Annotated in this window: 21 protein-coding genes, 5 tRNA genes and 1 pseudogene; 1 reads left to right on the top strand and 26 read right to left on the bottom strand. The window is 63.0% G+C overall.

The window, feature by feature from the left end; all coding sequences use genetic code 11:
* Positions 1 to 297 precede the first annotated feature (297 nt).
* Complete coding sequence (locus HGEM_RS02505; protein ID WP_019127823.1) at positions 298 to 1,983, bottom strand: serine/threonine protein kinase; 1,686 nt, start codon at positions 1,981 to 1,983, stop codon at positions 298 to 300.
* Positions 1,980 to 2,423 carry a helix-turn-helix domain-containing protein gene (locus HGEM_RS02500; protein WP_019127822.1) on the bottom strand — a complete coding sequence of 148 codons (444 nt, stop codon included), beginning with the start codon at positions 2,421 to 2,423 and terminating at the stop codon, positions 1,980 to 1,982. The genes HGEM_RS02505 and HGEM_RS02500 overlap by 4 nt, the downstream gene beginning before the upstream one ends.
* A 211-nt stretch (positions 2,424 to 2,634) precedes the next feature.
* Here HGEM_RS02500 and HGEM_RS02495 point away from each other — a divergent pair, with 211 nt between their 5' ends.
* Positions 2,635 to 2,958 carry a type II toxin-antitoxin system HicB family antitoxin gene (locus HGEM_RS02495; protein WP_019127821.1) on the top strand — a complete coding sequence of 108 codons (324 nt, stop codon included), beginning with the start codon at positions 2,635 to 2,637 and terminating at the stop codon, positions 2,956 to 2,958.
* A 126-nt stretch (positions 2,959 to 3,084) separates the two neighbouring features.
* On the opposite strand, the gene leuB is transcribed toward HGEM_RS02495, so the two are convergent.
* From leuB to HGEM_RS10325, 24 genes and pseudogenes are all read right to left on the bottom strand, one after another.
* On the bottom strand, positions 3,085 to 4,251 hold the full coding sequence (leuB, locus tag HGEM_RS02490; RefSeq protein ID WP_019127820.1) for a 3-isopropylmalate dehydrogenase: 1,167 nt from the start codon (positions 4,249 to 4,251) through the stop codon (positions 3,085 to 3,087).
* A 212-nt stretch (positions 4,252 to 4,463) separates the two neighbouring features.
* On the bottom strand, positions 4,464 to 4,964 hold the full coding sequence (locus HGEM_RS02485; protein WP_019127819.1) for a 3-isopropylmalate dehydratase small subunit: 501 nt from the start codon (positions 4,962 to 4,964) through the stop codon (positions 4,464 to 4,466).
* Between the two features lie 113 nt (positions 4,965 to 5,077).
* On the bottom strand, positions 5,078 to 6,343 hold the full coding sequence (gene leuC / locus HGEM_RS02480; RefSeq protein WP_035100579.1) for a 3-isopropylmalate dehydratase large subunit: 1,266 nt from the start codon (positions 6,341 to 6,343) through the stop codon (positions 5,078 to 5,080).
* 134 nt (positions 6,344 to 6,477) lie between these two features.
* On the bottom strand, positions 6,478 to 7,998 hold the full coding sequence (locus HGEM_RS02475) for a 2-isopropylmalate synthase (protein WP_019127817.1): 1,521 nt from the start codon (positions 7,996 to 7,998) through the stop codon (positions 6,478 to 6,480).
* 459 nt (positions 7,999 to 8,457) lie between these two features.
* Entirely contained in the window at positions 8,458 to 9,648 is a 1,191-nt protein-coding gene (locus HGEM_RS02470) for a permease prefix domain 1-containing protein (RefSeq protein WP_019127815.1), read from the bottom strand.
* Positions 9,645 to 9,995, bottom strand: coding sequence for a PadR family transcriptional regulator (locus HGEM_RS02465; RefSeq protein ID WP_019127814.1), 351 nt, complete (start codon positions 9,993 to 9,995; stop codon positions 9,645 to 9,647). Before HGEM_RS02465 ends, HGEM_RS02470 begins: the two co-directional genes overlap by 4 nt.
* 464 nt (positions 9,996 to 10,459) lie before the next feature.
* Complete coding sequence (rplA, locus tag HGEM_RS02460; protein ID WP_019127813.1) at positions 10,460 to 11,167, bottom strand: 50S ribosomal protein L1; 708 nt, start codon at positions 11,165 to 11,167, stop codon at positions 10,460 to 10,462.
* Between the two features lie 105 nt (positions 11,168 to 11,272).
* Complete coding sequence (gene rplK, locus HGEM_RS02455) at positions 11,273 to 11,701, bottom strand: 50S ribosomal protein L11 (protein WP_019127812.1); 429 nt, start codon at positions 11,699 to 11,701, stop codon at positions 11,273 to 11,275.
* A 120-nt stretch (positions 11,702 to 11,821) separates the two neighbouring features.
* Complete coding sequence (nusG, locus tag HGEM_RS02450) at positions 11,822 to 12,358, bottom strand: transcription termination/antitermination protein NusG (protein WP_019127811.1); 537 nt, start codon at positions 12,356 to 12,358, stop codon at positions 11,822 to 11,824.
* Between the two features lie 3 nt (positions 12,359 to 12,361).
* Positions 12,362 to 12,769 carry a preprotein translocase subunit SecE gene (gene secE, locus HGEM_RS02445; protein ID WP_019127810.1) on the bottom strand — a complete coding sequence of 136 codons (408 nt, stop codon included), beginning with the start codon at positions 12,767 to 12,769 and terminating at the stop codon, positions 12,362 to 12,364.
* Between the two features lie 79 nt (positions 12,770 to 12,848).
* Positions 12,849 to 12,924, bottom strand: a tRNA-Trp gene (locus tag HGEM_RS02440).
* A 15-nt stretch (positions 12,925 to 12,939) separates the two neighbouring features.
* Positions 12,940 to 13,089: a 50S ribosomal protein L33 gene (rpmG, locus tag HGEM_RS02435; RefSeq protein ID WP_019127809.1), complete on the bottom strand. Its 150-nt coding sequence runs from the start codon at positions 13,087 to 13,089 to the stop codon at positions 12,940 to 12,942.
* A 273-nt stretch (positions 13,090 to 13,362) separates the two neighbouring features.
* Complete coding sequence (gene tuf, locus HGEM_RS02430; protein WP_019127808.1) at positions 13,363 to 14,553, bottom strand: elongation factor Tu; 1,191 nt, start codon at positions 14,551 to 14,553, stop codon at positions 13,363 to 13,365.
* Positions 14,554 to 14,644: 91 nt separating this feature from the next.
* Positions 14,645 to 14,721: transfer RNA gene (locus HGEM_RS02425), tRNA-Met, on the bottom strand.
* A gap of 4 nt (positions 14,722 to 14,725) precedes the next feature.
* Positions 14,726 to 14,801, bottom strand: a tRNA-Thr gene (locus HGEM_RS02420).
* Positions 14,802 to 14,811: 10 nt separating this feature from the next.
* Positions 14,812 to 14,896, bottom strand: a tRNA-Tyr gene (locus HGEM_RS02415).
* Positions 14,897 to 15,495: 599 nt separating this feature from the next.
* A tRNA-Thr gene (locus HGEM_RS02410) sits at positions 15,496 to 15,570 on the bottom strand.
* A gap of 102 nt (positions 15,571 to 15,672) precedes the next feature.
* Positions 15,673 to 16,368, bottom strand: a complete 696-nt coding sequence (locus tag HGEM_RS02405) for an NYN domain-containing protein (protein ID WP_019127807.1) — start codon at positions 16,366 to 16,368, stop codon at positions 15,673 to 15,675.
* Positions 16,369 to 16,579: 211 nt separating this feature from the next.
* Positions 16,580 to 17,419: pseudogene (rlmB, locus tag HGEM_RS02400) on the bottom strand (23S rRNA (guanosine(2251)-2'-O)-methyltransferase RlmB); the annotation flags it as partial.
* Positions 17,420 to 17,704: 285 nt separating this feature from the next.
* Entirely contained in the window at positions 17,705 to 18,418 is a 714-nt protein-coding gene (locus HGEM_RS02395) for a class I SAM-dependent methyltransferase (protein ID WP_019127805.1), read from the bottom strand.
* A 100-nt stretch (positions 18,419 to 18,518) separates the two neighbouring features.
* Positions 18,519 to 19,985, bottom strand: a complete 1,467-nt coding sequence (cysS, locus tag HGEM_RS02390) for a cysteine--tRNA ligase (protein ID WP_019127804.1) — start codon at positions 19,983 to 19,985, stop codon at positions 18,519 to 18,521.
* A gap of 231 nt (positions 19,986 to 20,216) precedes the next feature.
* Positions 20,217 to 20,696, bottom strand: coding sequence for a 2-C-methyl-D-erythritol 2,4-cyclodiphosphate synthase (ispF, locus tag HGEM_RS02385; RefSeq protein WP_019127803.1), 480 nt, complete (start codon positions 20,694 to 20,696; stop codon positions 20,217 to 20,219).
* Between the two features lie 226 nt (positions 20,697 to 20,922).
* A complete protein-coding gene (locus HGEM_RS02380) occupies positions 20,923 to 21,285 on the bottom strand; it encodes a helix-turn-helix domain-containing protein (RefSeq protein ID WP_051008428.1) in 363 nt (120 codons plus the stop codon).
* Positions 21,286 to 21,297: 12 nt separating this feature from the next.
* Positions 21,298 to 22,882 (bottom strand): MSCRAMM family protein (locus HGEM_RS10325; RefSeq protein WP_020424276.1); only part of this gene is annotated, 1,585 nt, incomplete at its 5' end.

Here is a 22,882-nt window from a genome sequence, read left to right as displayed (position 1 = left end):
TCCCTTCTGGAGAACCGCAGCACCGCCCTGTTGGCGGGCCCTTCCGGAAGAGCGATTGCAATTTTCGCGAAATGGGCTTGGAACTTCCTCAGTTGCCAACTGAGTTTTGAAAACGCTCCGGCGAACGGGCGGTTATACGGGCGGTACAGCGCCGGCGCGCCGTCCGCGCAGGTGTGTACCCGCTCTGCCCGTTATGAGCACGAAGCGCCCGTGACGACAGGCACCAATCGCAAACATTCGCCTTGCAGTGAGAACAGGAGTGGAGAGCTCAGCTACCAAGTTGGCAGATCGACCCGCCTACCAGGTGTAGGCGTAGACCTCAACCGTTTCGAACTCGGGAACGTCATCGAAGCTGGTTACTCCAAACGGCACCGTGTCGCCCTCCGCGGGCAGCGAGACATATCCCTCGAAGCCGAAGACCATGGCGCCCTGAGCGTCGCGCCCGATAGCAATAACTTGCACTTGGGAAGCGGTGCTTCCCGCAGAAAGCGATTCCAGGGTCACCTCACCTGTAACGACGACGTCAGAAAACTGGTTCCTTCTTGTCGATACGTTAGATACGCGCAGCCTACTTGGCTCGCCCGAGGCAGCTTGCACCTCTCCGTCTGCCGGTCGGCTCATAGAAAACTCAACGCTAGCCGGCACCGACGATCCGTCGCCCGCTATGCTCCCCCAATACCTGGTCTCACCTGGATACAGCTCATTGAGTACCTGTTCGCTCGAGAAGAGGACGCTGCCGTCCTCCGCTCTGCCCGTTATGGTCACCGTAGGGAACAGTGCGACCACGTCGTCGCTCGCGTTTTCTATCGCTATCGCATAATGCACGAATCCGTTCGATACGTACCACGTCGATTCGGCAATTCTAAGACCTTCAACAGCCTTTTCGACCAAATCGGTCGATGAGTTGCCTGCATAGGCATCGCCCGTGTCTTCATACCCGCCAGAGCTATTCGCCAACATCGATATCGGCGTATCTTGCTGTGCCCTATGTGGAGTTGACCTATCGGAGACCAGCAGATACATGGCAGTTATCGCGCATGCGATGGCAAGAGCCGTGAGCGCGAGCATGATGACCTTGCGATACAGGGGCGGCCGTTCACCGCTCCGCTTGATAGGCTCCGAATCATGCGGCGCAGGTTGCCTTGCATACGTGGCGTTTTGCTCGTACGCCGGCCAGCCTACCGGAGGAGTGCTCTGACTCGCTGGAGCAGCATCTCCCGCACATGCTGCGGCAAACGCAGTTGCAAGGTCCTTGGCCGTTTGGTAGCGAGCGCTCGGCTCGAAAGCGCAAGCGCGTCCCAGCACCCGGCACACGCCCTCAGGCACCACTCCCGAGCAGCGGAGCTCGCCCTCGAAGGTCTTGTCTGGCAGCACCGCACCCGTCAACAGATACCCTGCAAGCCGGCCGATAGCATAGATATCGGACCTCGCGTCCATCGCCGCGAAGCCGTGCTGCTCTGGCGCGGCGAACCCCCTGGTCCCCCACGCCGCATCATCGCGCTTCGGCTCGTCGAACGCCATCTGCGCGATTCCGAAATCAATAAGATGCGCACCGTCAGCAGCGAGCACCACGTTACGAGGGGCAATATCCGCGTGGATTATCCCGTGCGCATGGAGCTCGGCCGTAGCCTCGCATAGAGACGCAAGGATCGGCGCCACCTCAACCAGCGGAAGATGCCCTCGCTCCCCCATGGCGTCCTCAAGCGTTTTACCCGGTACGTAGTCATATACCACAACATACTCATCGGGCATCTCATACACGGCGTGAACATGCGGAAGATGCGGGCTATCGCATTCGGAAAGCGCGGCCCACACCATGCGGTGCGCCCGATCGAGCGGAATGCGCTTACGCACAAACGGCCCGGTGCCGTCGAGCGACACGAGCTCCGTCACACCGTCGACTCCATGCGCTAGCTGGCGCTCGACCACGTAGACATCGTCGATATTCATCCCATGCAGAACGCGTTTGCCGTCTCGGCTCATGCGGAATCATCCTCAGGGTTTACCAGCGTTTGCTCACCCAGGCGATAGAGCTCGTCATCGCATTGCGCCAGCGTGAGGCCACGTTCGATGCACCAGATAATGACCGCGTCGCGCGAGCGTTTGGGCCAAAGCTCTGAAACGCCTGCAAGCCGCAAAATCCGCTGCGTTTCAATGAGACTGCAGCGCAAGGCAAATGCAAGCTTGAGAGCATTGTCGCGACCGGGAAGGCTCTTCCCTTTGAAGATGTCATAAACAAAGGTTTCGTTCACCGCAGATTCGCGCACCACCGCAGCGCGTTTCATGCTGCGATCATTCCGCAGCTCATTGAGGTAATCCGACAGCTCTCGATCGATGGTCTCGCCCTGGAGCAGGTAGTCTTCTGGTCTTGCAGCAGCGGAAAGCTGCTTGAGCAAGTCCGCCGTCAGATGTTCCTCGGTCATGCCTCCCCCTCTCACCTTCCGCGCAGCATCACCATGATACCCTTTCTGTAGAAGATGGCTTCTCATGGAGAGCCACGCATCCATGGGTCGCATCACGTGTATCGCACGCCTTGGGCAGGAGATCCGCGGGTCAACATCCAAAACCGCGGCGGCATGGTCTCCCCATATCAAGTACGTCAGATGATAGCCGCAGTAGAACGGATGGTGAACGATGGATATCAAGGCAGATGAGTACACCTATCGCGTCTTCTGGTCCGATGAGGATGAGGGCTACGTCGCAACGGTCGCAGAATTCCCCAGTCTCTCCCATATCGCCGACCAGCAACAGGGCGCCTTGAGCGGCTTGGTTGGCCTTGTCGGCAACGTGCTTTCCGATATGGCTGAAGCAGGAGAGCTGCCGCCGATCCCCCTGGGGCGTCGTCGGTTCAGCGGAAAGTTTCCCCTGCGCATGACACCCGAGCAGCACCGACGAGTTGCCATCGAGGCGGCGGAGGCGCATGTATCCATCAACCAGCTGTTAGTGTCGCGAATCTAATATCGGGAGCGCCGGCGAGACCCCGTTGCTCCAAAACGGCACCAAAAAATGGGGCCCTCGCCCTACGAGAGCCCCTGATGGATGGTGTATATGGGTGCGCGGCGCGGCATCCGACGGCGCTCGCCCTTAGATCCGCTTGGCCACCTCGTCGCCCATGGCGGTGGTACCGAGGATGCGATCCGCAGGCGTCGCGGGGTCGGCGATGTCGCGCGTGCGCCAGCCCTCGTCGAGCACGGCCGTCACCGCAGCGCGGACGGCATCGGCCGCCTCGCCCATGTTGAAGCTGTAGCGCAGCATCATCTCCACGGAGAGGATCTGCGCGAGCGGATTGGCGACCCCCTGCCCCGCGATGTCGGGCGCGCTGCCGTGGCTCGGCTCGTAGAGTGCCACGCCGTCTCCCAGGCTCGCTGAGGCGAGCATGCCGAGCGACCCCGTGATCTGCGCGGCCTCGTCGGAGAGGATGTCGCCGAACATGTTTTCCGTCACCACCACGTCGAAGTCGGCCGGGCGGCTGATGAGCTGCATGGCCGCGTTGTCCACGAGCACGTCCTCGAGCTCCACGTCCGGGTACTCCGCGGCGCCGATTCGGTGAACGATCTCTCGCCACATGCGGCTCGTTTCCAGCACGTTGGCCTTGTCCACGCTCGACACCTTGCCACGGCGCTTGCGCGCCGCCTCGAACGCCTGCCGCGCGATGCGCTCGATCTCGTACTCGCGGTACTCAAGCGTGTCGTACGCGCGCTGGCCGGGCGCCCCCGCCGTGCCGGCGCCGGGCTCCTCGTAGAAGCGCTCGCGTTTACCGAAATACAGGCCGCCCGTGAGCTCGCGCACGATCATCATATCCACGCCGTCGATGACCTCGGGGCGCAGCGTCGATGCATCGGCGAGCGCCGCGAAGATTTGGACCGGGCGCAGGTTGGTGTACAGGCCGAGCTCTTTGCGGATACGCAGCAACCCCTGCTCGGGGCGAGGCGCCGCAGGATCGGTCGAATCCCATTTGGGCCCGCCTACCGAAGCCAGCAGCACGGCGTCGGACGCACGGGCGGCAGCGAGCGTCTCCTCGGGCAGCGGGTCGCCGCAGGCATCGATAGCCGCGCCGCCAATGAGCGCGTCCTCGCATTTGAAATCAACGCCGTAACGCTTGCCCACCGCGGCGAGCACCTTCTTGCCCTCGGCGATGATCTCCGGGCCGATGCCGTCGCCCGGCAAGCAGCAGATCTTGTAGGTCTTCTTCACATTGCAGCTCCAGCTCTCCGAGCTGGCGCCAGATGCGAACGGATTATCAAGCGGCATATGCCCTCCTTGGCAATCGGATGAGACAGTTGTGCCGGGTTAAACTGTCTCATAACGGCAATGAGACAGTTGTGCCGGGTTAAACTGTCTCGCAAATGAAGCAGGAAACTGAGCGGGTTTCCCATAGCGAGGCCGAGGTGCCGCACATTGGCGTGAATGAGGGGGAACACACCCTGCGTACGGCGACCGACGGCCGCGCCAAGCGCGGTGCCTCAGTTCCCGCGAGCGAGCTTCTGGCGCGTGCGCTCCACCAAACCACCGGCCTCGATAATCTCAGCGATGAACGGCGGGAAGGGCTCAGCGGTGAAGGCCGCACCCGTATCGAGGTTCGTGATGGCGCCGGTCTCGGTGTCCACGGCCACGCGCGCGCCGTCTGCGATGGCGTCCACGGCATCCGGGCACTCCAAGATGGCGAGGCCAACGTTAATGGCATTGCGATAGAAGATGCGCGCGAAGCTCTTGGCGATAACGCAGCTCACTCCCGCCGCTTTGAGCGCCACCGGCGCGTGCTCGCGACTGGAGCCACAGCCGAAGTTCTCCTCCGCCACCACGATGTCACCGGGCTGCACGCGCTCAGCAAAGGTGGGATCGAGATCCTCCATCGCATGCGCTGCCAGGTGCGCATGGTCTGAGCTGTTGAGGTAGCGCGCGGGGATGATGACGTCGGTGTCGACATCGCGCCCGTAGCGGAAAACGGTACCTTCGTAGTGCATAGAGAAATCCTTTCGCAGGAAGGGATGAACGGGAACGGGAAAAGAGGCAGGCTAGAACGGGGCGTAAGACAAAATGACTCAAAATGACCCCGTCCCAAAATGACTCAAATGACTCACAGGTCGGATGGAGCGCAGATGCGGCCGGCCACGGCGCTCGCAGCGGCGATGGCCGGGCTCGCCAGATACACCTCGGAGGTCGGGTCGCCCATGCGGCCCACGAAGTTGCGGTTCGTCGTGGACACGCAGCGCTCGCCCGCGGCAAGGATGCCCATGTAGCCGCCCAGGCACGGGCCGCACGTAGGCGTGGAGAACACGCAGCCGGCATCGATGAACGCATCTGCCAGGCCCTCGGCCATGCACTGCTTGAAGACCGCCTGCGTCGCGGGGATCACGATGCAGCGCACGCCCTCGGCCACGCGCCGTCCGCGCAGCACCTCGGCCGCGGCGCGCATATCCTCGATGCGCCCGTTCGTGCACGAGCCAATCACCGCCTGGTCGATGGTGATGTGGCCGGACTCGCTCACCGGGTGCGTGTTGCTCGGCAGGTGCGGCCAGCTCACACACGGCTTGATATCCGCCGCGTCAATGTGAATGATCTGGGCGTACTCGGCATCCGGGTCGGCGTGGTACTCCACCGGCGGGCGCTGGCAACGGCCCTCGAGCCACGCGCGCGCCACATCGTCGACCTCCATGATGCCCGCCTTGCCGCCGGCCTCGATCGCCATGTTCGAGATGCACATGCGGCCCTCCATGGAGAGGCTCGCGATGGTGGATCCGGTGAACTCCATGGCCTGATAGAGCGCGCCATCAACCCCGATGAGGCCGATGATGTGCAGAATGATGTCCTTCGCGGTGGCGCCGTCCGTGAGCTCGCCCTCAATCTCAAACTTAATGGTGGGCGGCACCTTGAACCACGCACGGCCCGTGGCGAGGCCCACGCCGGCGTCGGTGGAGCCCACGCCCGTGGAGAACGCGCCGAGCGCGCCGTACGTGCAGGTGTGGGAATCCGCACCGATCACGAGGTCGCCGGGCACCACGGTGCCGGTCTCGGGCAGAAGGGCATGCTCGATGCCCGCGCAGCCCTGCTCCCAGTAATGGGTGATCTTCTGCTCGTGGGCGAAGTCACGCATCTTCTTGGTCTGCTCGGCGCTCTTGATGTCCTTGTTGGGCGCGTAGTGGTCAGGCACCAGGCACACGCGGTCGCGGTCGAACACCTCGGTGGCGCCCAGCTCGTGGAACACGTCGATCGCGATGGGCGCGGTGATATCGTTCGCGAGCACGAGGTCCAAATCGCACTCTACGAGCTGGCCGGGGCGAACCTCGTCCAGCCCGGCATGGGCTGCGAGGATCTTCTCTGCTACGGTCATCGGTCGTGGCATTGGATCAATCCTTCCTGCTGATGAAGGGAAATCGGACATGTGCGTGACGGTTTCCTTCGGGGAACGCGCATGAGACAGTTGTACCGGGTTAAACTGTCTCAAAATGGGTCAAAACAACCCCGTCCCAAAATGACTCACTGGCGATCGGAGATGAGGCGGTTGAGGGCGTTGATGTAGGCCTTCGTGGAGCTCACGATGATGTCGTTATCGGAGCCGCGCCCGGTGTACACCTGGCCGTCGCCTGCAGTTACGCGCACCGTAACCTCGCCCAGCGCGTCGATGCCGCGCGTCACGGCCTTGATCGCGAACTCGGAAAGGTCGTTCTCCACGCTCACGATCTGGTTCACGGCCTTGTAGACGGCATCCACCGGACCCGTACCGAAGGCGGCCACGGTATGCTCTTCGCCGCCTTCGTCCACGAGCGTGAGCGTCGCCGTGGGCGTAAGCGGGAAGCCGCAGCTCACCTGCACCGCACCGAGCGTCCAGATGGCCTTGGTCACGCGCTCGCGCTCGTGTACGATGCTCTCCAAGTCCTCGTCGTAGACTTCCTTCTTCTTATCGGCAACCTCAAGGAATGCCTGGTAGATGCTCTCGAACTCGTCGTCCTCAAAGGTATAGCCGAGCTCTGCCATACGGTGGCGCAGCGCTGCGTGGCCGGAGCGCGCCGAGAGGATGATCTGCGAGCCACCGGCTCCCACATCGGCGGGGTCGATGATCTCGTAGGTGTCACGCGCCTTGAGTACGCCATCCTGGTGAATTCCCGAGGAGTGCGCGAACGCGTTCGCGCCCACGATGGCCTTATTGGCCTGCACCGTCATGCCGGTGATGGAGCTCACCAGCTTGCTTGCGCGCGTAAGTTCCTGCGTCACGATATCGGTATGCGCATCGAGCTCCTGCCCGTGCATGCGGATGGCCATGACGACCTCTTCGAGCGCCGTGTTGCCGGCACGCTCGCCCAAACCGTTGATGGTGCATTCCACCTGCGTGGCGCCGTTGCGGACGGCCTCGATGGCAAGTGCCGTCGCCATGCCCAGGTCGTTGTGGGTGTGTACGGAGATGGTCACGTCCTCGATGCCGTCCACGCGCTCGCGCAGGTCGGCGATGCGCGCACCGAAGGCCCACGGCATGTTGTAACCGGTCGTGTCGGGGATGTTCACCACGGTGGCACCCGCCTTCACGGCTGCCTCGATGATGCGGCAGAGGAAATCCTGGTCCGCACGGCCGGCGTCCTCGGCGTAGAACTCGACGTCGTCCACGAACGAGCGGGCGAGCTTCACCGCGTGCACGGCGCGCTCAATCGCCTCGTCCTCCGTGAGATGCAGCTTGTCGCGCAGATGGCTCGGCGAGACGCCCAGGCCGGTATGGATGCGCGGGCGCTTGGCGGTCTTGAGCGCCTCGGCCGCGACCTCGATGTCTTTGTCGACGGCACGCGTGAGGCCGCATACGGTGCACTTGTCGCCCGCGATACGGCCGATCTCGGCCACGCTCTTGAAGTCGCCGGGGCTGGAGATGGGGAAGCCCGCCTCGATGACGTCGACGTTCATGCGGATGAGCTGCCGCGCGATGATGAGCTTTTCTTCGGTGTTCATGCTCGCGCCGGGCGACTGCTCGCCATCGCGGAGGGTGGTATCGAAGATGTTGATTTTCCTGGTCATGCTTCCTCCTGCTCTCGCCCGCAGCGGTTGTGCCCGGGCTCGTTGCTTGCGCTTGCAGGAGGTAAAGCGTTTCCATGCGATACACGAGAAGCACCCCGCCGCGTTTCACGTCCTGCAAGACGTCCGATACGCGTGGGGTGCTTCAGATGAGCCATCTAGCGAATAAGCAGACGAAGTACCCTACGCGCAAGCGCCTAGTAGTAGCTCGTCTAGGGATAGCATCAGCGCGGCAGCGGCCACCGGGGCCACCCGAGCGCTGTTGTTCGATGCGAGCATCATGTGCCATCCCTTCGCCCGCAGCGCCCGGCGGGCACTGCATTGCGCTAAAGTCTAGCAGAATGCGCGCGGCGCGCAAGCCTGCTCTCGGCAAGCGTCCCGTCTGTTAACGCAAAGGTCGAGCATTGCCGAGGCCGCGCCAAATCGGGGACTGTCCCCATTTGGCGCGGCTGATGGCCGTGGCTAGTCGTCAATCTCGGCCAAGTCTGTCTGACGGTCGTAGAAGTGGTTGCGGGTCACGTAATCACGCACCTGGTCCCAGCTCTCCTGCGATTCGTACAGCGAGCTGTTGAGCTGCGTGATGGCCCCGCCGCTCGCGTTATCGAAGGCGTGCTCCAACGTATCGCGATTGAACGAGTAGACATTTGCGTCGTGGGCCGTATCGTCTGCGTCCTGCACGGTGAAGTTAATCGTCTGCAGCTCCGGATACACGCTGAACGCTGCCACCGCGTTGTAGACCAGCGCTCGATCGACGCCATCGCCATCGATGTCGTCCGACACTCCGGCGTAGTAAACGTTGTAGCTCGCGCTGCTCCCCTGTTCCGAGCCCGTGCTCGACACATACATGCTCAGCGGCAAGTGCTCGAAGAACCCTTGGTCGGGCAGGCTGTTTCCGGTATAGCTCTTGAGCGTGTCGATGGAGTGCACCGCGATGGCGTCGTCCACAGCCTTCGTTGCCTCGTATTCCCGCTGGTCATCGAGGTCGTCATAGGTTTGGTTCGAGGCGCCTCCACCTGTGCTCGAGCTATCTTGGCCGTTCGCGGCTCCTTGGCTCGCATCGGTTGCTGCCGAATTGTTCTGCGTGATGCTTTGCGCAGTCGAAGACGGCTCGCCCACATCGGCCTCGTCAATAAGACCGAACACGGCGGTGCCCACAATGGCCAGTAAGATGAACGCTGCCAACACACCGCCCACGACAAACGGCCATATCTTGCGCGGTGAGCGGGTCTTGGGTGCAGCCTGGGTGCCCGCCGTGGCCTGGTCCTCGGCGGGCACGCCATCGGGCGGCACCGGCGCTCCCTCGGGACGCGGCATCTGCGCGGTCTCGGCAGCGGAGCCCATTCCGTCTGCACCGGGCGCAGCCTGCGCAGCGCCTGCATTCCAGCTCGCTGCCCCGCTCTCCCCCGCCTCGGTGGATGCAGCCTCCCCTGCATTCGAGTCCTCGGCCTCTCCAGACTCCTTGAACACGTCCTCGATGCTCGTGAAGCTCGCCTTCGTCTTCTCCAGCGCCTCGGCCTCAGACATGCCGCCTGCGACGTAATCCTCGTACCGCGCGACGAGGTTACCGTAGATCTCTTCCTTCAGCTCGATACTTTCCTGCGTGAGCACCCGTCCTTCAAAGAGGTGCTCGACGTACATACGCAGCTCGTTCATCGGTCTCCCCCGTCCTGTTTAAGCAGCCTGTCAATAATTCTGCGAACGCGCACCCAGCGCTCGGTCGCTTCGGCCAACTCGCCGATGCCCGCATCTGTGATGCGATAGTACTTGCGCCGAGCTCCCTGCGTCTCGTTGCCCCAGTAGCTCTCCACATTGCCCTGGCCTTCAAGGCGCTTGAGGCTTGTGTAGAGCGAGGGCTCCTTCATCTCGTACTCGCCGTGGCTCGCCGTCGCGATATCCTTGAGGATCTCGTAGCCGTAGCTATCGCCGTCCTTGAGCGTGCACAAGATGATGGCATCGATGTTCCCTCTGATGAGGTCGCTCACCGCATCCCGTGTTGCCATACCGTCACCTCCTGGCGTTTTCGATGCGGGGGCGTATTCCCCCGCTCTTACTCTGAGGTAACTGTAACACAGAGTACTATGTGTGTCGATATACTTTTTTAGAAATATATTTCCCGATGTAACGTTTCTTGGGACAGACCTCCTACACCTGGCTTCGGGTTCACGGGCTCTGTTCCTGAGTTTTAAACGAGGCTTGCGCCCCGCGCGCAAGCCCGCAGCCCAGCTGAAAAATGGTCCCTAGAGGAAATGGCTCGCAGACACCGGGTGTTCACGAACCACTTTCACGGCATCTGACGCGACCATGCGACAAGGAACAGGACGGCCACACGGTCAAACGCAAGCGCAAGAGGTGTCACACGCGACGACGCAGCAAAAAGGCCGGCTCCCGAAGGAACCGGCCTTGCAGCGCAATATATGTGCAGCGCAGTAAAAGCACGCCGCGCAGCGATAGCGTCTCTCGCAGCCTACTCAGCCATGAAGTCACGCTGGACAGACGGATCGACCTTGACGCCGGGGCCCATGGTGGAGCTGAGCGCAATGCTCTTCACATAGCGACCCTTGGCGGAAGAGGGCTTCACGCGCAGGATCTCGGTGTAGAGAGCGGCGTAGTTCTCAACGAGCTTCTGGTCGTCGAAGGACACGCGACCCAGCGGCACATGGCAGATGCCATAGCGGTCGGCGCGATACTCCACGCGGCCGGCCTTGAGCTCGCCAACCATCTTGGCAACATCCATGGTCACGGTGCCGAGCTTGGGGTTCGGCATAAGGCCACGGGGACCAAGGATCTTACCGATGCGGCCAACCTTGGCCATCATGTTCGGCGTAGCGATGGCGGCGTCGAAGTTGATCTCGCCACCCTGGATGGCGGCAACGAGCTCATCGGAGCCGATGACGTCGGCGCCGGCCTCCTCGGCCTCGCGAGCCTTCTCGCCCTCGGCGAACACGGCGACGCGAACGGTCTTGCCGGTGCCGTGGGGCAGGGAGATGGAACCACGGATGTTCTGGTCAGCCTTGCGGGTGTCGATACCCAGACGGAAGTGGGCCTCAACGGTCTCGTCAAACTTGGCCGGAGCGACCTCCTTGACGAGCTTCACAGCCTCAAGCGGGCTGTAGAGCTTGAACTTCTCGACCTTCTCCGCAGCGGCGCGGAAATTCTTTCCATGCTTCGGCATGTTCTACCTCCTGTGGTCAACGGGCATATGCCCTCCCACATCAAACGCGCGCCCTATTGCGCGCAAACGGGTGCGCCACCTTAGCGCACCCGCAGGAAAACGACGTTACTCAGCGACGGTGACGCCCATGGAGCGAGCGGTGCCGGCGATGATCTTCTTAGCGGCCTCGATGTCGTTGGCATTGAGGTCCGGCATCTTGGTCTCGGCGATCTGGGTGAGCTGCTCCTGGGAGAGCTGACCAACCTTGTCGCGCTGCGGCACGGCGGAACCGCTCTTGAGGCCGAGGGCCTTCTTGATGAGGTGGGCCGCCGGAGGCGTGTGGGTCACGAAGTCGAAGGAGCGATCCTCGTAGACGAAGATCTCGACGGGGATGATATCGCCCGCCTTGTCCTGCGTGGCGGCGTTGAACGCCTGGCAGAACTGCATGATGTTAACCTGGGCAGCACCAAGGGCAGGACCGACAGGGGGCGCCGGATTGGCCTGACCGGCAGGAATCTGAAGCTTGATGACGGTGGCAATCTTCTTCTCAGCCATCTCAAAACCTTCCTGAACCGAATGACGTGAAATCGAACTATCGTAAGCGCGCCCGTGTTAGAAGCACCCGTTCGGATGAGCGGTCTGAACGGGAAACACCGGCCCGCGTACAATCCAACCTTAGGAAATGACCTCGATCTGGTCGAACCCAAGCTCGACCGGGGTCTCGCGGCCAAAGATCTCGAGCGTGACCTTGACCTTGCCGGCCTCGGCGTTGATCTCGGAAATCTTGCCGTCGAAATCTGCAAGCGGACCAGAGGTAACCTTAACGGCCATATCGACCTCGAGCCCAACGGTGGTGCGCTTGGGAGCGTCGCCCGTCTTGGACTTGCGCATCATCTTGTTATATTCATCGCGGGAGAGCGGAGCGGGCTTGCCGTTACCGCCAAGGAAACCGGTGACGCCCTCGGTGTTGCGAACGCACGTCCAGGCATCGTCGTCCATCTCCATACGGACGAGTACATAGCCCGGGAAGACCTTAACGTCCTTGGTCTCGCGCTTTCCGCCTTCCTTGATCTCGGTCACGCTCTCCATGGGGATCTGGATATCGAAGATGCGGTCCTGCATGCCCATCGTCTCGATGCGATGCTGAAGGGTATCCTTGACCTTCTTCTCGTAACCAGAGTAGGTGTGAACTACATACCAACGCTTCGACATGGCTTAGCCCCTCAATCCAGAGACGAGGAAGAGACCCTCGCCGATCACGAAGTCAAGCAGCGCGATGACGACACCGACCACCACGAGCGAAGCGCACACCACCACGGAGTAGTTGATGAGCTCCTTCTTGCTCGGCCAGGTCACGCGGTGCATCTCGCTCTTCACGGAGGCGAAGTAGCGCACGATGCCGGCAAAGAACCCGGGCTTGCTGCCCTTCTTGTCCTTCGCCTTGACCGCCTTTGCATTGGCCTTGGTCACCGTAGTGGCCTTTGTGGCCTTAGCGCCGCGAGCGCCCTTGCCAGGCTTCGCCTCGGCGTACTTCTTGGTAGCCTTCACCTCGGCCTTCGAAGACGGCGCAGCGGCAGCGTCGGTCTTCTGCGTAGCCTTCTTCTTGTTCTTCTTGTTGGCCATAGTAGCTACCTCCGGCGCAATGAGCGCTTAACACAGGAAACCGTAAGCCCCGAAACGACGAGGCTTACGGATTGAAGACTGGCACGCCAGGAAGGACTCGAACCCTCAACACTCGGTTTTGGAGACCGATGCTCTACCAATTGAACTACTGGCGTGTAATCGATAAGAGACTAGCGAGTCTCTTTGTGCACCGTGTGACGACGGCACCAGGGGCAATACTTCTTGATCTCCATACGATCAGGCATGGTTGCCTTGTTCTTGGTCGTCGTGTAGTTGCGACGCTTGCACTCAGTGCATGCAAGGGTGACGAGAGTACGCATGAATCAATTACCTCCAAATACCGCCCCCAACGGGCACGATGGAAAAGACTAGCATCTTACCTGCGACGTTGTCAATGTGATGTTCCATGTCGCGGTTTATCTGCAGATACGTTCCACATCTTTCGACGGTATGTGCGCCTGAGCCCGCATGTGCTCAGCTCAACATACCTGCAGACGGCCCGTGACACGGCCCCACAGAAAAGGACCCAGCCCCGAGATGGAGCCGGGTCCCTTGAAGTCGGCGAAACCGAGATTACTCAGGAAAAGCCTAAGTTACTCGATGATGGTGCTCACGACGCCGGAGCCAACGGTGTGGCCACCCTCGCGGATAGCGAAGCGGAGGCCCTCCTCCATGGCGATCGGGTGAATGAGGTCGCCCTCGATGGTGATGTGGTCACCAGGCATGGCCATCTCGGTGCCCTCGGGGAGCTTGACGGTACCGGTCACGTCAGTGGTACGGAAGTAGAACTGCGGACGATAGCCATCGAAGAACGGGGTGTGACGGCCGCCCTCCTCCTTGGTGAGGACGTAGACCTCGCCGGTGAACTTGGTGTGCGGGTGCACCGAACCGGGCTTGCAGAGAACCTGGCCGCGCTCGATGTCCTCGCGCTTGATGCCGCGCAGGAGGATACCGACGTTATCGCCAGCCTCGCAGAAGTCCATGGTCTTGCGGAACATCTCGATGCCGGTGGCAACGGAGGACTGGGTCTCCTTGATGCCGACGATCTCGACGGGCTCGTTGAGCTTGAGCACGCCGCGCTCGACACGGCCGGTAGCAACGGTACCACGGCCGGAAATGGTCATGGTGTCCTCGACGGCCATGAGGAACGGCTTGGCGTCGTCGCGCTCGGGGGTCGGGATGTACTCGTCAACGGCAGCCATGAGCTCGCGGACGGAATCCATCCACTTCTCCTCGCCGTTGAGGGCGCCGAGAGCGGAACCACGGATGACGGGGATGTCGTCGCCGGGGAAATCGTACTCGGAGAGGAGCTCACGGGTCTCCATCTCAACGAGGTCGATAAGCTCCTCGTCGTCAACCATGTCGCACTTGTTCAGGAACACGACGATGTAGGGCACGCCGACCTGACGGGCGAGCAGGATGTGCTCGCGGGTCTGGGCCATGGGGCCGTCGGTGGCGGCGATGACCAGGATAGCGCCGTCCATCTGGGCAGCACCGGAGATCATGTTCTTGATGTAGTCGGCGTGGCCGGGGCAGTCGACGTGAGCATAGTGACGGTTCTGGGTCTCATACTCAACGTGGGCGACGGAAATGGTAATGCCGCGCTCGCGCTCCTCGGGAGCCTTGTCGATGTTCTCGAAGGCGGTGAAGTCAGCCTTGCAGCCCTCGGTCTCGGAGAGAACCTTGGTGATGGCGGCCGTCAACGTGGTCTTGCCGTGGTCGACGTGGCCGATGGTGCCGATGTTAACATGCGGCTTTGTACGCTCGAACTTTTCCTTGGCCATAAAGCCCTCCTCCTTAAGGTCGTCCCCGCCGGGACATGCCTCTTTGAACTAAGTGGCTCCCCCACGTACATAGGAAAGCCACCGTGTTACCTGGTAGCGGTGACTGGATTCGAACCAGTGACGCCACGGGTATGAACCGTGTGCTCTAACCAGCTGAGCTACACCGCCGTACTGGAGCCTGCGACCGGACTTGAACCGGTGACCTCCTCGTTACCAACGAGGTGCTCTACCGACTGAGCTACACAGGCGCTTGCTTGCTGGTGGGAGCGCAAGGATTCGAACCTTGGTAGGCAGAGCCAACGGGTTTACAGCCCGTCCCCATTAACCACTCGGGCACACTCCCAGAGAAGCAAGCCTCGCCGGATTGGATACGTCCATAACGGAACTACCGCCCCTGCGAGCAGATGAATAGTACGACGATGTGCGCTGAGCTGTCAACCAAATTGCTTAAATACACGCACCCGGGCGTATCTATAGACGCTGACCTGCTGTTTTGTGAGCTGATTCAGGGGTTCCAGTCGTGGATGTCCTGTGGATTGCCCGTTGCTTCTCACGTGATAAGCCCATCGCGCGGGCCGTAGCTTACAACCGTCTCCACCTGAGACAGTTTCACCCGGCACAACTGTCTCATGTCTCCGGCGCAACCGTCTCGTCTCGAAACTCGGGCGGGTTTCGGACACAAACGCCGTCTTCGGGCGCGTTTCGTACGCTCAGAGGCCTCCGAGCGTCCAATTGTCGCCCGAGAAGCCAGCTAGTGTCCAAATCCGGCCCGAAAGCGCGGCGAGCGTCCGAATGTCGCCCGGCGGCGCTAGCGGTGTCTAAACCTCGACCGGCAGCGCGGAGGGCAACTACATCTCGCCAGAAAGTCCGCAACCTAACTCGTTTCTATCGCGCGGCAGCAAAAAGCCCGGCACCGCGAGGGCACCGGGCTTCTCATGCTTCTGGAGCCAGCGACAGGAATCGAACCCGCAACCCGCTGATTACAAATCAGCTGCTCTACCGTTGAGCCACGCTGGCGTCTAGCTTGTTCAGGATACTGAAAGTGCGCCAACCGCGCAAGCATGCGAAATCAGGACAGAGGGAATTTCGCATCGCGCGTCAGCGGTTGCTCGCGTCCGGCTATCCGCGGTTGCGCAGAGCTTCGAGTTTAGCCAAAGCTTCGGGCGAAAGACGGCTGCCGAGCGTGAGCTTCACCTGCGGCGCCTCCTCTGCCTCCGCCACATCGGCATCGATCGAGCGAATCTCGTCTACGAGCATTCTCGCCGAAATACGCGTGACACCCTTGCCCATGACCGTCGCCTGAATGGTACCGTCGCTCGTCACCACCGAGCACGCGCGTCCCGCCTCGCGCGCCTCGATGCACAGGCGCTGCACCACCGTGTCCGCAGATACACCCGTGGGCGAGAACTCGATTCGCACGCCCGCCTGCGGGAGGTTGGGCCGATCCGCCGAAACGTTGCCCGCGCCGTCGAACACGATCACAGCATCATAACGGCGCTGCGCGAACGCGGCCACGTCCGCGATGAGCGCGGTGCGGGCGCGGTCGTAGACGTCGTTGGAATACGGGTCATCGGAGCGGTCGAAGATGAGCTGCTCGTAGCGCGGCGTCGCGTGGATGACGTTGTAGCCATCGACCACCAAAAGCTCGCGCTGGCCGTGTGCATTCGTGCCGCGCGCGGGGTCGACCACGGTGGACGACACAAAGGCCGAGCCAAATGCATTGCCTGCGCCGTAGGTGCTGGCATCGACCACCTTGCGCGCCGAGCCCTCGCCGAACCGCTTCGCCTTGGCTTTCTGCCGATTCTTCTTACTCACGAGCACCTCCCACTCCGTCCGTGGCGGGCGCAGCAGAGCTCGCCGCGCCCACCGTGGCAGACACTCTGCGAAACTCGGGCAAGAATGTTCCGAAATCAGCCTCAGAATGCGCCGTTTTTGGAACATTCTTGCCCGAATTTGATAGGTCGGCAGCGCCGCAGGCGGAAGGAGCGGCGGCGTCTGCAAGTACCACCGAGGAACCTTCGAGCGCAGCGATGTTCACGCGCAGCCACTCGTAGCAGAGCGCCGTGGCCGCCTGGGCAACGTTGAGGCTCTCGGTCGCGCCACGCTGCGGCAACTTGGTGAGGTCGTCGCAGGTCTCGAGCACGAGGCGGCTGATGCCGTCGCCCTCCGAACCCATCACGAGCGCGATGCGGCCGGTGAGCGGCGCGTCCCAGCAGCTGCCCTCGGCATGCTCGGAAGCGCCGACCGTCCAGAAGCCCGCGGCTTTCAGCTGCTCGAGCGCGCGGGCAATGTTTGGCACGCGCGCGATGGGCAGGTGCATGACGGCGCCGGCGGAGGTCTTGTAGGTGGCAACCGTCACCTCAGCTGCGCGCTTGTTGGCGATGACCACGCCCGCTGCGCCCACGACCTCGGCCGACCGAATGATGGCCCCGAAGTTGCCGGCGTCGGTCACATGATCGAGCACCACCACGAGCGCCGGGCCCACGCCCGCCGCCGCAATAACGTCCGCAAGGTCGACGTACGGGAATGCGCCCACCTCGAGTACGATGCCCTGGTGCGCCCCGTGGCTAGAGAGCGCGTCGAGCTGCTCGGCGGCGACGTACTCCACCGGGATGTTCGCCCCGCGCAGCTGGTCGACGAGCTGGGCGAGCGCTGCGTCGCGCCGGCCCTCGGCATCGGCCACGAGGGCGCGCTTCACCGGGAAGCCGGTGCGCAGCGCCTCGGCCGCCGCGCGACGTCCCTCGATGTACTCCCCCGCCGGGCGACGCGAGGCACTAGGGCGAGCCGCCGCACCGCGCACCGAAGAGCCGGCAGAACGGCCCCTCGGCCTGCCCGCATCCGACGAAAGGCCCTTGCGAACCGGCATGCGCCCCCGCCGCTCGCGATTACCGCCCGTACCCTGTCCACCACGGCCGCCGCCCGCGCCTTGGCGCTGCCGTTTGCCGCCGCTTTGCTTTGCCATGCCATCTCCTTGCGTCCGTTTTGCTGGATAGCAGTATAGAGAATTGAGCCTTGTCACTGGGACAACGGCACTTTGCCCAAAAGAAAATCCTCGACCGGAAAGGCGTTTGGCCCAACCACCAACGCATACGTGCCCGGATATCGTTGAACGAATTCACCCAAGCCTTTCAGGCTTTTTACGCGCCACGTTTTACCTCAATCGCCGTTCGCTTACGACCTTGCGCGCGCGGACGATAATCACCGCGGGAATCTCGTGCTCTGCGGCAAAGCACGACTCACGAAACCCGTCGATCACAAAGCCGTGGGTAAAGCATGCCTCAAAAATATCCTGCAGGGACCGATGAAAGTAGAGGTGCTCTTGCGGCTGACCGGGGATTGCCTCGCCTCGATAGCTGTGCGGCGTGCTATAGCGCTCTGTCCTGGTTACAAAGCATGGATGCTGCGTCGCAAAAACGAATATGCCGTCTTCGACAAGCAGCCGATGCACGGCATCGAAGAGGCTATCGATTGCGGCGATATCCATGATTGCCATATTGGAAACGGCCTTGGTGAACGGCCGTGCACGCGCGAGCGAGCGCAAGCTATCCGCATCGGTGGCATCCGCCACGACGAACTCAATGCGGTCCGCGTATCGTTCCTGGCGGCAACGGGCGAGCTCGATCATACGGGGCGAAAAATCGAACGCGAGCACATCCACCCCGCGCTCCGCAAGGCAGGCAGCATAGTTGCCGTTGCCACACGCCACGTCAAGCACGAAATCGCCCGGCTGTGGGTTGAGCAAGTCGGTTACGCCCGGTCGAACCGTCTGACGGTGGAAAGCGTTTGACGCATCGCCCATCGCCGCATCCCAGAAGACGGCGTTCGCCTCCCATGCCTCACGACTATCGGCAACCTCGTGTTCCATGATATGGCCGCCTTCCAAAGCATTCGCATGAGACACTTTAACCCGGCACAACTGTCTCACCTCGGAGCATGAGACAGTTGAACCCGGCACAACTGTCTCATTAGGCGCGCTTGAGGCGGGAACCGGCGGCGGTGTCCTCGATCACGAGACCCATGTCGCGCAGCTGGTCGCGGATGGCGTCGGCCGTCGCCCAGTCCTTGGCGGCGCGCGCCTCGGCACGCGCAGCAAGGATGACCTCGGCCGCTTCGTCCACGCTATCGCCCGTGTACCCCGCAAGCCCGGCGGCCACGCCGAGCAGCCCCACCGGCAGCTCCTCCTTGGGCTCGCGAAGCTTGACGCCCAAGATGGAGAACGCGCCCGCGATCCCCGCGGAGCAGGCGAAGCACGCCTCTGCGTCCGCAGCGCCGCCCACCTCGTCGAGGTAGGTATTCGCTTCGGTCACGAGCTGGAAATAGGCAGCCACCGCACCCGCGGTATTGAAGTCGTCGTTCATCGCAGCCTCCAACTCTGCGGAGGCATGCTCGGCGGCGGCGATCAGCGCTGCGGCGCGGTCGGCATCAGGCTCGCCAGATGCATGATTCGCCGCCCACACGAGATTCTCCACGCACGTGGCGATGCGCTCGAGCGAGTTCTCAGCGCCCTCCAGGCGCTCCCACGAGAAATCGAGCGGCGAGCGATAGTGCGTCTGCAGCATAAGCAGGCGGAGCGCCGCGGCCGAGTGCTTCTCCAGCACCTCGGCGAGGGTGAAGAAGTTGCCGAGGCTCTTGGACATCTTCTCGCCGTCTACGAGAAGCATTCCCGTGTGCATCCACGTGTTGGCGAAGCCCTCGTGCCAGCAGCAGGTGGCCTGCGCGCACTCGTTCTCGTGATGCGGGAATGCCAGGTCAGAGCCACCGCCGTGGATGTCGATCGGCGTGCCCAGGTAGCGGTGAACCATGGCGGCGCACTCGGTGTGCCAGCCGGGGCGCCCCTCGCCCCACGGGCTCGGCCAGCTGGGCTCGCCCGGCTTGGCGGCCTTCCAGAGGGCGAAGTCGAGCGGGTCGCGCTTCTCCTCCCCCGCCGCGATGCGCGCGCCCACCATAAGGTCGTCCACGTTGCGGCCGGATACCTCGCCGTAGCTGGGGTCGCTGCGCACGGAGAAGTACACGTCGCCGTTATCGGCAGCGTACGCGTGCCCCTGCTCGATCAGGCTCTTGATCATGCCGATCATGGGACCGATCTCCTTGGTGGCACGCGGGCGAATATCCGGGTCCATCACGTTGGCGGCGCGCATGACGCCGATGAACTTCTCGGAGAACTCCTCCGCTACCTCGGCCGCGGTACGCCCCTGCTCGTTGGCGCGATTGATGATCTTGTCGTCCACGTCGGTGAGGTTCTGCGCGAAGGTGACCTCGTAACCGCTCGCGATGAGCCAGCGGCGAATCACGTCGAAGCTGATAAACGTGCGTGCGTTGCCGATGTGGATGTTGTCGTACACCGTGGGGCCGCACACGTACATGCGGACCTTGCCCTCCTCGATGGGCTGAAAGTCCTCTTTCTGATGCGTAGCGCTGTTGTAGATCTTCATGAGGGTCCTCCTGGGGGCGGTCGCCGTGCTCGCTTGCTGCTCGGGCAGTCCTCGCAAACCCCAGCGCGCTGAGGTTTGCTGCGGAACTCGCGACAAGCGTGCACGGCGACCGCCTGTGCATGTCGACTCTTGGTGATATCCTAACCGACTACTGCGTCGGCAGGCATAGAACTCGCCGAAACATCGCGTCGGGCGAGATTCCTTAACAAAGAAAAAATGAAGACGATAGGCCTAACATCGCTGCTCGAGCAGGCAGACGGCCCAGGCACCGATGCCCTGGCCCTGGCCTTCCCAGCCAAGGCGCTCGGTCGTGGTAGCCTTCACGCCCACGCACTCCACGGAGACGCCGAGCGCGCGGCTTAGGTTCTCGCGCATCTGGTCGCGGTAGGGCGTGATCTTGGGCTCTTGGCACGCCAGGGTGCAATCGGCGTCTACGAACTCATAGCCGCGCTCGCGCGCGTATTCCATCACGCGGGAGAGCAGCACCAGCGAATCGGCGCCCTCGTAGGCAGGGTCGGTATCGGGGAAGAGCTTCCCGATATCCCCACCGCGGCATGCGCCCAAAATCGCATCGGCGAGCGCATGGGCCAGCACGTCGGCGTCCGAGTGCCCGAGCAAACCACGATCGTGCGGAATGTCCACGCCGCCGATGATGCAGCGACGCCCCTCGACGAGCTGGTGAACGTCGTATCCGTGTCCGATGCGCAGCATAGCGGTCCTCCCTCGGCCCCTTTCGTACCCGTACATCATACCGCGTGCGCGCGCCTGCCGGCCGTGCATCCCGCGTGCAGGCTCGCCCGCCGGCCGCGAGTCGCGCGCACTGCCTCGCCCGCCGCCCCAGACCCCGCGTACTGACCGCGCTCGGTACCGGCTGTATAGCTAGCAATACATGACGAAGCGCCCGAGACGTCATGCCCCGAGCGCTCCGCGTCCAGCGTTATTCCGCTGCGCCTACCAGTCGGCCCGCTTGTCGTACGCCCACATCGGTCGAGCGATAGCGGTTTCCCTGCTGGGCCCCCCGCGCGTCGTAGATTGCGACCGCTTCGATCAGGCCTTCGTCCTTCAGGCGCTTCACCGCCCGATCGATGGTATGGACGTTGACCCCTAGGACGTCTGCGATCTCGCGCTTGCTCATGTTAAGCCCGCCTGCCGCCGCCGTCTTGTTGGCGATGAGGACGAGCAGCCGCTCATGCCCGAACGCGTGCCTTCCCGAGATGGCGGAAGGAACCCCTTCCAGGTCCGCGGCAGCAACCGGGGTTACCCTGGTTGCCGCCGCATCATGGCGCAGCAGCTCATTCACTGCGTCCAATACTTACCTCCGCTTCCTCCGCAGGCGCAAGCCACCGGCAAGCGCCATCAGGCCGAAGGCCGCGCAGACGCAGACCAGCGTCAGCGAGCTGTCTCCGGTGCTGGTAAGGCGGTCAGACGGCGGCGTCGGTACGTCGACCGCAAGGATGGTGATACCATCATCCGCCACCGCGTAGCCCATAGAGCGCTGCCCGCCGAAGATGGCCACGACCGAGGAATCCGTCGCATCGATGGAGCCGTCCGAGGTCACCCGGAACGACCAGGTACCCATGATGCGCTCGTAGCCGTCGGGCGCTGCGGTCTCGCTGAGCGTGTAGGTCTCGCCCGCGATGGGCGCCGGCAGCTCGATCACGCCGTCCGCATCGACCGTGAGGGTCGCCTGCGTAGAACCGTCAGCAAAGCGTCCGTTGATCTTGAACTCGGCACCGGCAAGCGTCTTGCCGTCCGGGTCGATCTTCTTGAGTGAGAGCTCGATCGGGGTGTCGCTCACGGTGATGACGGCGATGCCGTCCTCGGCGTCGTTGACAATCGCCACCTGTTCGCCCTGAGCATCGGTCGCCGTGTCGGCGAGCGCCACCGTACCGTCCTCATAGACGAGGAAGGTCACCGGGTCGATACGCTCGAAGCCCGCCGGCGCCTCGGTCTCGGTGAGCACGTAAGCCGTGCCCTCCGCAGAGCCCTCGAGCTGCAGGTCGGTGAAGACCGCGCCGAACTCGTCCGAGGTGAATTCCTTCTCGGCCGTGCCGTCGAGGAACGTTGTGCCCTCGTCAGCCGGAGCGAGCTTGAAGGTGCCGCCCGCGAGCGCAGTACCCGCAAGGTCCGTCTTCACCAGGCTCACGCCCAGCTTATGGTCCACGACCTCGATGGTCACGCCATCAGAGGCAACCGCGAACGCACCGGAGGCGTTACCGTCCGCGATCGTCGCCGTACCATCCGGTGCCACCACGAGGGTCGCCGTATCGGCCAGCCGCTCGTAGCCAGCAGGGGCCTCGGTCTCCTCGAGCACGTAGCTCGTATTGACCTTCAGCCCGCTGAAGCTGACGCTGCCATCCTCGGCCGTGGTGCCCGTCAGCACCTGGGGCTCGCGCGCCGAGCCGTCGGCGGTCTCGCCCGCCTCCGTACCGCGGTTCATGACCTCGGTCAGGGTGAACTCAGCACCCGCGAGGTAGGTCTTGCCATCCGACGCATTCGGATCCGCCGTCGCTTTCAGCACCGTGAGCTCGGTGAGCTCGTCGGTCGCCGTGATGACGGCGGTGCCGCCCTCGGCGGTCGCAGCGTAGGTGCCGGACCCACTCGCACCCGCGACCGGAGCGCCCGTGGCAGCGCCGTCGAGCGCGATCGTGCCGTCCGCGCCCACCGTGAAGGTGACCGCACCCGCCAGCTCATAGCCGTCAGGCGAAGTGATCTCGCTCACGGTGTAGGTTTCGCCCGCGACGAGCACGCCGGTGGGAATGGCGGCGACGCCGTCATCGCCCGTCGGCCCGACCTCGAGCGCGCCGTCCTCAGTGAGCTCGGGCCCACCCGCGAATGAGGAGCCCGCCGCCGGGACGATCTCGAACCCAGCGCCCGCGAGCGGCGCGCCGTCCGCG

Origin of the sequence: Enorma massiliensis phI, from assembly GCF_000311845.1 — a bacterium.
Classification (GTDB): Bacteria; Actinomycetota; Coriobacteriia; order Coriobacteriales; family Coriobacteriaceae; genus Enorma; species Enorma massiliensis.
This window is presented reverse-complemented; position numbering and strand designations above follow the sequence as displayed.